Genomic DNA, 11,655 nt, shown 5'->3' on the forward strand with positions numbered 1-11,655 from the left:
TCGTTTTTCGGGAAGTGATATGGCTCTATTCAATCAATTCCCCGAATATTTTGGAACAACGGAGATAAACAAGATTGAAACGACATACAGATTTGGAGAACCTTTGGTTTCTTTGTCTTCGAACTTCATACAACGCAATAAAGCCCAAATACAAAAGAATATCCATTCGTTCAGTTCTGAAATGAGAACTGAGTTGGAATTCTATGCTTACGATAGACGAGATTACTGCAATACGATAGGGCAACTTGTGGCTTCTATTCCATCGGATAAATCAATATTCCTATTAGGGCGTTATTCTTTTGATGATTACTACCTCTCCTTTATGTATCAATCTATAAAGGAGGGTAATAGATTCTACTATGTGATAGGAGGACAAAAAATAGAGTTTTTGACCGTACATAAGTCAAAAGGTCTTGAAGCAGATTATGTAATACTATTGCAATGTAACAAGGATACTTATGGCTTCCCGTCTCTTGTTAGTGACGACCCTGTGCTTAACTATGTACTAACTAAAAGCGACCAATTCCCATATGGAGAAGAACGTAGATTGTTTTATGTAGCAATAACAAGAGCAAAGATGAAAACTCTTGTGCTATATGACAAGCGTTTTCCCTCTGTATTTGTGGATGAATTTTTGCATCCTGAAAAGGTTTCAGAAGATAGCTATGTGAAGCACCCCAATGCCAATAAGAGATGGACAAGAAGTGCAGACCAATTTCTATTGAAACTGCATAATGAGGGAAAGAGCGTCAAATATATTGCAAACAAAATGGGCAGAAGTCAAACGTCAATCGTTATGCGATTGAATAAACTTAATCAATAACAATGCTTTAAATAACTTTTTGCAATTATACCACCAATAACATTGGGGTGTGTCCTTATTAAGGGTATAATCTTAAATAATACAAAAACACCCAACTTTACATTCTTGGGTGTAAAATTGGGTGTTTGTTTTGTAATTTACTGATTTTCAGCATTTATTGCGGAGAGACAGGGATTCGAACCCCGGGTACCTCGCAGTACAACGGTTTTCAAGACCGCCGCAATCGACCACTCTGCCACCTCTCCAAAACTTCCTTTTCAGAAGTGCTTTTCGTTAAAAGCGGTGCAAAGGTACGAATATATTTTAAACTTACAAGAGTTTTCACAAAAAAAATCACGAACATCATTTCCAAAGAATAGCAATATCTAGGTATTTTATGTTGAAAAGCATAAAATACAGCATATTTATGCTGATTATATGAAAAAACGTTGTAACTTTGTGCGCTCTAAAGAAAAGGATAACTACAACCTCTAATTTTATCATTTATGGAATTAAATAAGATCTTTAAAGACGGTCTTTGGAGCACAGAAATCAACGTAAGAGATTTCGTTAGTCACAACATCACTCCGTATTATGGAGATGCTTCTTTCCTCGAAGGACCTACCGAACGCACTAAAGCTGTATGGAACCGCTGCCTCGAAGCACTGGCAGAAGAAAGAGCCAATAACGGAGTACGCTCACTGGATAATGTCACCGTCTCAACCATCACTTCTCATAAAGCCGGATATATCGACAAAGAAAACGAACTGATCGTCGGTCTGCAAACAGACGAACTTCTGAAACGTGCAATCAAACCTTTCGGAGGTATCAACGTGGTGAGCAAAGCCTGCCATGAAAACGGCGTGGAAGTGGACGACCGTGTAAAAGATATATTCACTCACTACCGCAAGACGCACAATGACGGAGTATTTGACGTATATACCGAAGAAATCCGTTCGTTCCGTTCTCTGGGATTCCTCACCGGACTTCCTGACAACTATGCCCGCGGACGTATCATCGGCGACTACCGCCGTATGGCTCTCTATGGTATCGACCGACTGATTGAGGCAAAAAAAGAAGATTTGCGTAACCTTACCGGTCCGATGACCGAAGCCCGCATCCGCCTGCGCGAAGAAGTGGCAGAGCAAATCAAGGCATTGAAGGACATGAAGGTAATGGGCGAATACTACGGACTCGACTTGAGCCGTCCTGCCTACACCGCACAAGAAGCAGTACAATGGGTGTACATGGCTTACCTTGCTGCCGTAAAAGAACAAGACGGTGCTGCCATGTCACTGGGTAACGTCTCTTCGTTCCTCGACATTTATATGGAATATGAATTGAGCAAAGGAACTATCACAGAATCTTTCGCACAGGAGCTGATCGACCAGTTTGTCATCAAACTGCGTATGGTGCGCCACCTGCGTATGCAATCTTACAACGACATCTTTGCGGGCGACCCGACATGGGTAACCGAATCTCTGGGCGGACGCCTCAACGACGGACGCACAAAGGTGACAAAGACTTCTTTCCGCTTCCTGCAAACACTCTACAACCTCGGCCCTTCACCGGAACCGAACCTGACTGTATTGTGGAGCCCGGAACTTCCGGAAGGATTCAAAGAATTCTGCGCAAAAGTATCTATCGACACTTCTTCCATCCAATATGAAAACGACGACCTGATGCGTGAAGTGCGCCAGTCTGACGACTACGGAATCGCGTGCTGCGTATCTTATCAGGAAATCGGAAAACAAATCCAATTCTTCGGCGCACGTTGCAACCTGGCAAAAGCCCTGCTGCTTGCCATCAACGGCGGACGTTGCGAAAACACCGGTACGGTAATGGTGAAAAATATCCCCGTACTAACCAGCGACACACTGAACTTCGAAGAAGTAATGAGCAACTACAAGAAGGTATTGACAGAAATCGCCCGTGTTTACAACGAAGCGATGAACATCATCCATTATATGCATGATAAGTATTACTACGAAAAAGCCCAAATGGCTCTTGTAGATACCAACCCACGCATCAACCTTGCTTACGGTGTAGCCGGACTTTCTATCGCCCTCGATTCACTGTCGGCCATCAAATATGCCAAAGTGACTGCACGCCGCAACGACATCGGTCTGACAGAAGGTTTCGATATTCAAGGCGAATTCCCTTGCTTCGGTAATGACAACGACAAGGTAGACCATCTGGGTGTTGACCTGGTCTATTTCTTCAGCGAAGAATTGAAGAAACTTCCGGTTTACAAGAATGCCCGTCCTACTCTGTCTTTGCTCACCATCACTTCCAACGTGATGTATGGCAAGAAGACAGGTGCTACTCCCGACGGCCGCGCCAAAGGTGTCGCTTTTGCTCCGGGAGCCAATCCGATGCACGGACGTGACAAGAACGGTGCTATCGCCTCTTTGAGTTCCGTAGCGAAATTACGTTACCGCGACTCACAAGACGGTATCAGCAACACCTTCTCCATCGTTCCGAAATCACTGGGAGCTACTGAAGAGGATCGCGTAGAAAATCTGGTGACAATGATGGATGGTTACTTCACCAAAGGCGCTCACCACTTGAACGTAAATGTGCTGAACCGTGAAATGCTTTACGACGCCATGGAGCATCCGGAAAAATATCCGCAGCTTACAATCCGTGTTTCCGGTTATGCCGTAAACTTCGTGAAGTTGAGCCGCGAACATCAATTGGAAGTAATCAGCCGTAGCTTCCACGAACGTATGTAATCAGATCTACTCAATATGACGATAAACGTACATTCATACGAAAGTATGGGAACATTCGACGGGCCGGGCTTACGGCTCGTCGTTTTTCTTCAAGGATGCAATTTCCGCTGCCTGTATTGTGCCAATCCCGACACGATAGCCGGAAAAGGAGGCACACCTACTCCACCGGAAGAAATCGTCCGCATGGCTATGAGCCAACGTCCTTTTTTCGGGAAACGCGGAGGAGTCACTTTCTCCGGAGGAGAACCTACGTTTCAGGCCAAAGCACTAGTCCCTTTAGTGCGTGAACTGAAAGAAAAGGGAATACATGTATGCATAGACAGCAACGGTGGTATCTGGAACGAAGAAGTAGAAGAACTTTTCAAACTGACGGATCTTGTATTGCTGGATATTAAAGAGTTCAATCCGGCACGCCATCAGGCACTGACCGGAAGAAGTAACGAGCAAACCATCCGCACGGCAGCATGGCTGGAAGAAAACGAGAAACCTTTCTGGCTGCGTTATGTATTAGTGCCCGGATACAGCGATTTCGAGGAAGACATCCACCGTTTAGGAGAGGCTCTGGGAAAATATAAGATGGTGCAACGAGTGGAAATCCTGCCTTATCATACATTAGGCGTACATAAGTATGAAGCGATGGAGCAGGAATACAAGCTGAAAGACGTAAAAGAAAATACCCCCGAACAACTTGAAAAAGCCGCGGAGGTATTTAAAGAGTATTTCACTACTGTGGTGGTCAATTAACCACCACAGTAATAAATAGGATAAAAATCACCATGTCTCTGCTTTCACCTCAAAACAGGGACACTCTTTGATCCGTTCCCAGGGGTCTACAATTCCATTATAATTAGTGTCAGGGCTCAAGTCCCGGTGACCGACCACCTTTGCATCCGGATAACGCTGCAACAACTCGCTTACCAGACGATGCATCGCCTCTTTCTGGCGGGAAGTACGTGTATCCGCTGCCTTTCCGTTCTCATCCAGCCCGCCTTCATAGCACACCCCTAAACTAATCGCATTAAAACCGCGTGCATGAGCACCCACCGTATCTTCATCCCTCATCGGTTCTATCTGTCCCGACTTGCGGATATAATAATGATACCCCCAACACGAAAAGCCCCGAAAGCGATGGGCAGTGTCCACATCCTTCGCCGTGAAGTCGCGATCGACACGGGTAGCAGAGCAGTGAATCACAATCAGACTAATCTTTCTCATCGTCCTTCTCCCTTTCCGTCGTTTTCACATTACACACTTCCTTATGGGTAGCATTGAAGCGCACCTCTCTCACAATTCTGTTCCGCTTTCTTTTTCCGAAGAAAGGCACAAGGAACATGATTACATCCAAAATCTTAGTTACAATTTCTTTCATTTGATCCAATATTAAAGTTATCATGCTGCCGGATCCGGAGCTTCTCCGCTTCCACCACCGTCTGAACCGCCACCGGAACCTTTGTCATCGTCCTCTCCTTCATTGCCGCTACCGCCCGTTTGGGCCACTGCACGCGTCGTTACTTGCTGGTAGCTAAGAATCTTCGTGATGTCCGCCAACGTCTTTCCGGGACGGAAAATAATATGGGCAGCCGTAATCAGCGAACTTGAAAACTCCTTGACCGACACAGCTCCTTCACTGTTCAACCCGATCTGCAAACTGCCCAAATCACCCAGCCGGACTATTCTTCCCGCTTTCAACGCACGCTTCGCCTCATAAAGAATACCCGAAATGGCGGCACGCACATCTGTCTCCGTACAGGTAGACCGACTGGTGATTCCCTCGCACAACTCTTCAAAATCCAACTCTCCCGAAGCCTGTGCCTGCGCGTAATACTTTGCCGACTCATCCTTTTTGGCAGGATTCTTGCGCGGCACTACTGAATAAGTTACTGTCATTGCCATAATAAAATAATTTTAAGATTTCACACATTTCGAACGCGTTCCTTATTTGTTAACGACATAAAGATAACACATTTTTCACCCTCCGGATTCCCCAACGAAGTTTCCTGATACTCTATGAATAATAATGACGTTATTCTTTTAATAAACCATTAATTTTCAGTAACTTTATAGCATAAATCAAACATCATTCATCATGTATTATCCGGACCAACCGTTTCTTATCCGCACTTATAAAAAGTCGGAACTAGCTCATCTTTACAACCCCAACGTATGCCTTAAAGTAGCCTTACAAATACTACGTCGTTGGATTGTCTACAACCTTCCGCTCCTGCAAGAACTCGAACAAGAAGGCTATCGTGCCCGCAACCGCCTTCTCTCTCCCCGGCAAGTGGCAACGATCATACGCTATTTGGGAGAACCCTAGGAACTTAATCAAAAAAACGAAAAGTTCCATTCTATTATTTTACAAACAAATTTCTTTGCAACCGCAAATTAAAAAGAACAAACCAACATGGAGCATTTTACCATCTTTCAAGACTTTTACCGCGTCATAGCCGAAATGACAGAAGAAGAAATCGTATCGGCCATCAGCAACGGCACATACCGGGAAACAGTGGAGGACGTGCGCCGAATCTTCGCGGAACAAGGCGAGAAAGCAGCAAACGAAAAGAAAATAGAACTACCGGAAATCACCTTTTCAGCCAACTACCGGGGAGGACGTTCAAACGCAACTCTCGTCAAGTATCTGGGATACATCGTGGTAGACATCGACCATCAGACACAGGAAGCATTGGCACGCATCCTCGCACTGGCAAAAAAGTGTGCCCACACCCGCATCGCTTTCATCAGTCCCAAAGGAATGGGACTGAAAATCGTGGTACGTGTATGCCGGACGGACGGGACATTGCCCGAAACGATTCAGGAAATTGAAGATTTCCATCATGCCGCTTATCACAAAATCGCTTCCTTTTATGCCCAGCTCTGCGGAGTTGAGGTCGACACTTCCGGACAAGATGTCAGCCGTACTTGCCTGTTCTCTTACGATCCGGATATTTATTTCAATCCCGATGCCACAGCTGTCATCGTGGAACAGCCACCGATGTTCTTCAAGTCTCAAAAGAAGAAAAGGGCATCCGGCAAAAAGAAAAAGACGACAGCACCAGACAACAATCCCCTCACCGAACAAGTGGCACTCAACTACCATTCCTCGCACGCTTCCTTAATGGTGACTCTGAACTATTATCACAATAAATCCGAAAAGTACGTCACCGGCAACCGGAACAACTACCTGCATTGCCTGGCTTGTATGTACAATCGCTACGGCGTCCCCCAGGAAGAGGCGGCAGCTTTTATCAAGAGCCAGTTCACCGATCTTCCCGCGGATGAAATGGACGCACTGATCGGGAGTGCTTACGGACACAACGAGGAATTCGACACCCGCAAGCTGAATAGTACGCAGAAGCGAATATTACAGATTGAGCAACATATCAAAGAAAATTACGATACACGCTACAACGAAGTGCTTCATATCATGGAATATCGCAGAAGGAAAACGGACACGGAGCAACCGGAACCTTTCCATATTCTCGACGAAATGATGGAAAACAGCATTTGGATGGAGATGAACGAACTAGGCTATTCGTGCACCGTCAAAACGATTCAGAATCTGATCTACTCCGACTTCAGCAGCACCTACCATCCTATTCGCGAGTATTTAGACTCGCTGCCTGAATGGGACGGAACGGATTATATCGGTATCCTTGCCAACAGCGTGCATACTAGTCACCAGAAATTTTGGGTAGAATGTCTGGAACGTTATCTGGTGGGAATGTGCGCTGCCGCCACGCAAGACGATGTGGTGAACCACACTGTTTTGTTGCTTTGCAGCGAAATACAGAACATCGGAAAGACTACGTTTATCAACAACCTGCTGCCGCCCGAATTGCGCGCCTATCTTTCTACCGGTCTTATCAACCCGAACAACAAGGATGATCTGGCCAAAATAGCGCAGGCGATGCTTATCAATCTGGATGAGTTTGAAGGGATGAACGGACGGGAACTGAATATCTTCAAGGATTTGGTTACCCGCAAAGTAATCAGCATCCGCCTGCCATACGCGCGGCGTTCACAGAACTTTCCTCACACGGCTTCTTTTGCCGGCACATGCAATTATCAGGAAGTGCTTCACGACACCACTGGTAACCGCCGTTTTCTCTGCTTTCATGTCAACTCGATGGAGTTTATCAAAATAAACTACGCGCAGTTGTATGCACAAATCAAGTATCTGCTCAACAAGCCGGGGTATCAGTATTGGTTCACCCAGTCGGAAAACTCACGGATTGAAGAGAACAACGAGGATTTCATTTTCCACTCACCGGAAGAAGAACTGGTGTTGACACATATCCGCAAACCGGAACGTTTCGAAAAGGTGCATTATCTGACGGTCACTGAAATTGCGGAATTGATTCGCGAACGGACGGGGTATCAATATTCTCACGGAACCAAAGCCCAACTAGGAAAAGTGATGTCCAAACACGGCTTCGAATTTCATAAGGGAAAAAACGGGAGAAGATACACTGTATTCATTATTGATACGGAACAGGTGAAATCAAACAGGCTATATGAATAAGATTTCATCTCCTTCGCACGCAAAAAGGTGAGGGTTGGTGAGGGTACTTTTGCAACTTTTCATTTTTATATTTCTTATTTCTATTCTTCTATTTTCTTCTAAAAAAAAAATACGAATGTTAGAAATTTACCCTCACCTACCCTCACCTTTTCCTTTTTCTTCCTCAAAAAAACGGTGGGAAATTTGAAAAAGATAACTGTCTTTTTCAAATTTCCCACCATGTTTTTTTTAATCGCTTCTTATAAAGACATCGAAAATTCGATCCTACAACCTAACGCATTCATGATGCGATAGAAGGTAAAAACCTTAGGTTCTGTCTGACCACTTTCCACTCTTGAAATATAAGAACGGTCGGAACCGATACGTCGGGCTAACTCTGCTTGAGTAATCTTAGCCTTTTTCCTTGCGTCTTCGATAATTTGCCCGGTGTAGAAAGCATACGCTTTTTCTTCTGCTTCCGCACGTTCGGGAGTACCTTCTGCTCCAAATTTCGCATCAAGAACAGCGTCATAATCTACTATTTGATGATTGTTTATTTGCATAATATTCCTCCTTTATTTTTAATGCTTTATCTATTTCACTACCCGGTGTTTTTTGCGACTTCTTTTGAAAGCCATTAAACAACAATACAATATTTCCATCATCAAAAATGAAAAATACCCGGTATATATTACCATTATATTCTGTACGAAGTTCAAAAACTCCGTCCTGAACAAATTTTACAAATTTAGTGGAGAGTCTTTCTTGTGTTTTCAACAAGAGTAGTCCATACTGGATTTTATCTTGTTCCTTTTCGGTTAAAGTCTCCATGAAAGCCTCAACGTAACCTCCGTATGCACGGAGGTTACGTTGAGGCTTTCCATACTGCAAATATGCGAATTGTTGTTCAACTATACAACAATCGTCTTTTTATTTTATATTATTTTTCCTCAAATTCTCCAGCACGCTTTTTCTTCTCATAAGACACCAGCGTCTCTACACTAAGCGTTTTCCCATTCTTAGGACTTATCACATCTACAACGCTTGCTAACGCACGAAAAGTCTGTTCGCAATTTGCTACTCCGTCATATGTCAACCTACCCAGATTGATGGCATCGAGCACAACAGAGACATATTGCTTCGGATTTCCCCGATACTCGATGATGACAGGCGTGAGATGCGACATCTCTCGAGTCAGTTGACCGACGATTCTTTTTTTTGGTCGAGCAGATCCATTAATTTTTCACTATGCACATTGATTTGTGCAGTTACTTCACGAAGTTCATCTTTCAATGAACACAATAATTCATCATTCAATGAATTTTCCATAAAACTTTCTATTTAATTGATTATAAAAAAGCCATTCCAGAAAGATAAGCAATCATTACTTACTTCCCGGAATGGTGTCTAATACCTCGAAAACAAAGACTTATATTCTAACCTAATGTACTCACTTTAATCCACTTCTTTTGATTTTGCATTCCATACCAGCAAAGCAAACAACACCGAAAGCAAAGCAGCACCAATCCAAAACCAATTGATATACGTGAAGTCATAAACATCAACGCCATTCTGAACAGTCTTTTGCCCTTCTATTAATATACCGCTCATCACATCCTGCAATCCGGCTCCGATGTAGCTGGCAATACCGACTACTCCCAATGCAGCACCCGAAGCATTACGGGGAGCAATATCCACTGCCATCAAACCACCCAGAAAACAGATCAAAACTCCGATACCTAAACCGAAAAGAACCATTGCCAACACGTCTATCCAAAAATGAGCTCCCGGAACTAAGAGAAACAGACAGAGAGCAAATACATTCATCAACCCGAAAATTAACGCAGGAACATTGCGACGTCCACCAAATAACTTATCAGAAATAACACCTGAAAACATAGTACCGATTATGCCACAGACCGGACAAATAGAAATGATAAAACTGGCATCCAAGGTGGAGTAACCCTTTTGAGCTTCCAAATAAAAAACGCCCCAACTATTGATAGCATAACGACTGATATACATAAAAGCACTCGAAAGAGCCAGTATCCAAATGGCAGGCATCAGCAATACCTGACGCTGTGCTTTATTAAAATCAGCCGTTTCTGTCTCACTCATTTCCTTTTTCTGTTTGGGAACATTCACCGAAGGAAATCCCATGCTTTCGGGAGTATCATGGAAGAACTTCCAGACGATCAACGCTCCTATCAATCCCACTATACCGGCTCCGAAGAAACCATACCGCCAGCCCAACACACTGACAATTGAGGCTATTATCAGAAAAGTCAACGCTTCGCCGATATTATGGCTCGCAGACCAAAAGCCATAGTATGAACCGCGCTCTTTGTCCGTGAACCAACGAGAAAGCCCTACTACACAAGAGGCTGCTCCCATAGATTGAAACCAGCCGCTAATCCCCCAAAGGATAGCGAACAGGATAAAAGAATTAGTAAAACCGAGACAGAGGTTAACCAAAGCAGTTATCAATAAACCGGTAGTCATAAAACGGTTGATATTACTACGGTCGGCAAAGAAACCGTTCGTGAATTTTCCGATGGCATAGGTGAAGAACAATACGGAACCTATGATGCCTAACTCTGTTTCCGAAAAAATTCCTTCATCTACAATAGGTTTCTTTACGACATTCAGACTAAGACGGCACACATAATACATACCGTAACCAAAAGTCGCAGAAAGGAAAGTAGACCATTTCAGAAACTTCAGACGACGGGTATCGGATGAAGACAAAGCTTCTCCGTTACAAGGTCTCGGTGAAGAGACCTTGTAAAAATTGATTAGTTGTTTCAACATGAAGGAAGTGCGTTTAATCGTGAAGTTTCTTGTTACGCAAATACTCCAATAATAAAGCAGGACGATCTGTTTGAATTAGCTTGGCTCCCTGGTCAATAATCCAGCCCCAACTTTCATCCGGCTGATGAAGTTCTACTGCACGGTCGTCATCATGGCCGCCACATAGTTCAGGCCAAAGCGAATTTATAAAAAGATTAGAGCCTGTATTACGTACTTTCTTTATCAAATTAAGAATCTCCGGACTGTCATTATCAAAAACCAGTTCATAGGCAGCAGGTTTCATGTGTGTCTGATAACTATCAATGACAGCTTCCGCTCCTTCTTTATGAAGCTGCACAACAGGCATAAAAATTACTTTATCTAACACATCACCATTTTCTGCTTTAACTTGTTCGTAAGGAAGTTCGGCTTTAATTACACAACATTCTATTGTTCCTGTTTTCTCAAGAACAGCATAAACTTCCTGAAAATAATCATATCCTTTATCAATATTTACCATAACTTTCCCTTTACACAGCAGCATGACTTCTTCTAATGTAGGAATTTGGTGTCTCGTTTTACAACCTACCCCATTTTTCAACTGCATTGCTTTCAATTCCGCCAAGGTATAATCTTCCACTTTCCCTTTTCCATTCATTGTACGATCTACCGTTCTGTCATGAATCAACACCAAATGTCCATCTTTCGTTTTTTTTAAATCTATTTCCACCATGTCAACTCCCATATCAATACAGTTTTGTATACCTTGTAATGAATTCTCTGGTGCATTACGCCAATCGGCACGGTGAGATACAACCATAATATCA

Annotated in this window: 14 protein-coding genes and 1 tRNA gene; 5 read left to right on the forward strand and 10 right to left on the reverse strand. The window is 43.6% G+C overall.

What is annotated here, in order from left to right; all coding sequences use genetic code 11:
• Window positions 1-823, forward strand: an 823-nt coding sequence (locus KTR06_RS16765; protein WP_305863123.1) for a 3'-5' exonuclease, incomplete at its 5' end; no start/stop codon positions are given.
• 160 nt (window positions 824-983) lie between these two features.
• On the opposite strand, the gene KTR06_RS16770 is transcribed toward KTR06_RS16765, so the two are convergent.
• Window positions 984-1,068: transfer RNA gene (locus tag KTR06_RS16770), tRNA-Ser, on the reverse strand.
• 240 nt (window positions 1,069-1,308) lie between these two features.
• On the opposite strand from KTR06_RS16770, the gene pflB reads away from it, so the two are divergent.
• Both pflB and pflA read left to right on the forward strand, forming a co-directional pair.
• Entirely contained in the window at window positions 1,309-3,537 is a 2,229-nt protein-coding gene (gene pflB, locus KTR06_RS16775; protein WP_004308785.1) for a formate C-acetyltransferase, read from the forward strand.
• Window positions 3,538-3,552: 15 nt separating this feature from the next.
• Window positions 3,553-4,281 carry a pyruvate formate-lyase-activating protein gene (pflA, locus tag KTR06_RS16780; RefSeq protein WP_217290597.1) on the forward strand — a complete coding sequence of 243 codons (729 nt, stop codon included), beginning with the start codon at window positions 3,553-3,555 and terminating at the stop codon, window positions 4,279-4,281.
• A 27-nt stretch (window positions 4,282-4,308) separates the two neighbouring features.
• Here the strand turns inward: pflA and KTR06_RS16785 are convergent, their stop codons facing one another.
• From KTR06_RS16785 to KTR06_RS16795, 3 genes are read right to left on the reverse strand one after another with little or no spacing between them, the layout of a single operon-like run.
• A complete protein-coding gene (locus KTR06_RS16785; RefSeq protein ID WP_008021584.1) occupies window positions 4,309-4,752 on the reverse strand; it encodes an N-acetylmuramoyl-L-alanine amidase in 444 nt (147 codons plus the stop codon).
• Complete coding sequence (locus KTR06_RS16790) at window positions 4,739-4,930, reverse strand: hypothetical protein (RefSeq protein WP_004302306.1); 192 nt, start codon at window positions 4,928-4,930, stop codon at window positions 4,739-4,741. The genes KTR06_RS16785 and KTR06_RS16790 overlap by 14 nt, the downstream gene beginning before the upstream one ends.
• A complete protein-coding gene (locus KTR06_RS16795; RefSeq protein ID WP_004305836.1) occupies window positions 4,927-5,430 on the reverse strand; it encodes an HU family DNA-binding protein in 504 nt (167 codons plus the stop codon). The genes KTR06_RS16790 and KTR06_RS16795 overlap by 4 nt, the downstream gene beginning before the upstream one ends.
• Window positions 5,431-5,623: 193 nt before the next feature.
• On the opposite strand from KTR06_RS16795, the gene KTR06_RS16800 reads away from it, so the two are divergent.
• Together KTR06_RS16800 and KTR06_RS16805 are read left to right on the forward strand one after the other, a co-directional pair.
• On the forward strand, window positions 5,624-5,854 hold the full coding sequence (locus KTR06_RS16800) for a DUF4248 domain-containing protein (RefSeq protein ID WP_004302304.1): 231 nt from the start codon (window positions 5,624-5,626) through the stop codon (window positions 5,852-5,854).
• 87 nt (window positions 5,855-5,941) lie between these two features.
• Window positions 5,942-8,059: a BT4734/BF3469 family protein gene (locus tag KTR06_RS16805; protein ID WP_008021582.1), complete on the forward strand. Its 2,118-nt coding sequence runs from the start codon at window positions 5,942-5,944 to the stop codon at window positions 8,057-8,059.
• A 239-nt stretch (window positions 8,060-8,298) separates the two neighbouring features.
• On the opposite strand, the gene KTR06_RS16810 is transcribed toward KTR06_RS16805, so the two are convergent.
• The 6 genes from KTR06_RS16810 to KTR06_RS16830 all read right to left on the reverse strand — a co-directional run bounded on the left by KTR06_RS16810 (window position 8,299) and on the right by KTR06_RS16830 (window position 11,648).
• Entirely contained in the window at window positions 8,299-8,601 is a 303-nt protein-coding gene (locus KTR06_RS16810; RefSeq protein ID WP_120067432.1) for a helix-turn-helix domain-containing protein, read from the reverse strand.
• Complete coding sequence (locus KTR06_RS16815) at window positions 8,567-8,869, reverse strand: type II toxin-antitoxin system RelE/ParE family toxin (protein ID WP_120067452.1); 303 nt, start codon at window positions 8,867-8,869, stop codon at window positions 8,567-8,569. Before KTR06_RS16815 ends, KTR06_RS16810 begins: the two co-directional genes overlap by 35 nt.
• A 109-nt stretch (window positions 8,870-8,978) precedes the next feature.
• Window positions 8,979-9,224 (reverse strand): hypothetical protein, encoded by a 246-nt coding sequence (locus tag KTR06_RS16820; RefSeq protein WP_004315521.1) that lies wholly within the window; start codon window positions 9,222-9,224, stop codon window positions 8,979-8,981.
• An 8-nt stretch (window positions 9,225-9,232) separates the two neighbouring features.
• On the reverse strand, window positions 9,233-9,367 hold the full coding sequence (locus KTR06_RS24665) for a hypothetical protein (protein WP_004302294.1): 135 nt from the start codon (window positions 9,365-9,367) through the stop codon (window positions 9,233-9,235).
• A gap of 126 nt (window positions 9,368-9,493) precedes the next feature.
• Window positions 9,494-10,849 (reverse strand): MFS transporter, encoded by a 1,356-nt coding sequence (locus KTR06_RS16825; protein WP_120067433.1) that lies wholly within the window; start codon window positions 10,847-10,849, stop codon window positions 9,494-9,496.
• A gap of 13 nt (window positions 10,850-10,862) precedes the next feature.
• Window positions 10,863-11,648, reverse strand: coding sequence for a glycerophosphodiester phosphodiesterase family protein (locus KTR06_RS16830; RefSeq protein WP_243636449.1), 786 nt, complete (start codon window positions 11,646-11,648; stop codon window positions 10,863-10,865).
• Window positions 11,649-11,655: the final 7 nt, after the last annotated feature.

It is taken from the genome of Bacteroides sp. MSK.20.12, from assembly GCF_019052435.1.
In the GTDB taxonomy this organism is placed as follows: domain Bacteria; phylum Bacteroidota; class Bacteroidia; order Bacteroidales; family Bacteroidaceae; genus Bacteroides; species Bacteroides xylanisolvens.

Excerpts from the sequence above, each read along its gene's own strand:
- pflB (WP_004308785.1), top strand. The coding sequence starts at position 1,309 with ATGGAATTAAATAAGATCTTTAAAGACGGTCTTTGGAGCACAGAAATC.
- pflA (WP_217290597.1), top strand. The coding sequence starts at position 3,553 with ATGACGATAAACGTACATTCATACGAAAGTATGGGAACATTCGACGGG.
- KTR06_RS16785 (WP_008021584.1), bottom strand. The coding sequence starts at position 4,752 with ATGAGAAAGATTAGTCTGATTGTGATTCACTGCTCTGCTACCCGTGTC.
- KTR06_RS16790 (WP_004302306.1), bottom strand. The coding sequence starts at position 4,930 with ATGATAACTTTAATATTGGATCAAATGAAAGAAATTGTAACTAAGATT.
- KTR06_RS16795 (WP_004305836.1), bottom strand. The coding sequence starts at position 5,430 with ATGGCAATGACAGTAACTTATTCAGTAGTGCCGCGCAAGAATCCTGCC.
- KTR06_RS16800 (WP_004302304.1), top strand. The coding sequence starts at position 5,624 with ATGTATTATCCGGACCAACCGTTTCTTATCCGCACTTATAAAAAGTCG.
- KTR06_RS16805 (WP_008021582.1), top strand. The coding sequence starts at position 5,942 with ATGGAGCATTTTACCATCTTTCAAGACTTTTACCGCGTCATAGCCGAA.
- KTR06_RS16810 (WP_120067432.1), bottom strand. The coding sequence starts at position 8,601 with ATGCAAATAAACAATCATCAAATAGTAGATTATGACGCTGTTCTTGAT.
- KTR06_RS16815 (WP_120067452.1), bottom strand. The coding sequence starts at position 8,869 with ATGGAGACTTTAACCGAAAAGGAACAAGATAAAATCCAGTATGGACTA.
- KTR06_RS16820 (WP_004315521.1), bottom strand. The coding sequence starts at position 9,224 with ATGTCGCATCTCACGCCTGTCATCATCGAGTATCGGGGAAATCCGAAG.
- KTR06_RS24665 (WP_004302294.1), bottom strand. The coding sequence starts at position 9,367 with ATGGAAAATTCATTGAATGATGAATTATTGTGTTCATTGAAAGATGAA.
- KTR06_RS16825 (WP_120067433.1), bottom strand. The coding sequence starts at position 10,849 with ATGTTGAAACAACTAATCAATTTTTACAAGGTCTCTTCACCGAGACCT.
- KTR06_RS16830 (WP_243636449.1), bottom strand. The coding sequence starts at position 11,648 with ATGGTTGTATCTCACCGTGCCGATTGGCGTAATGCACCAGAGAATTCA.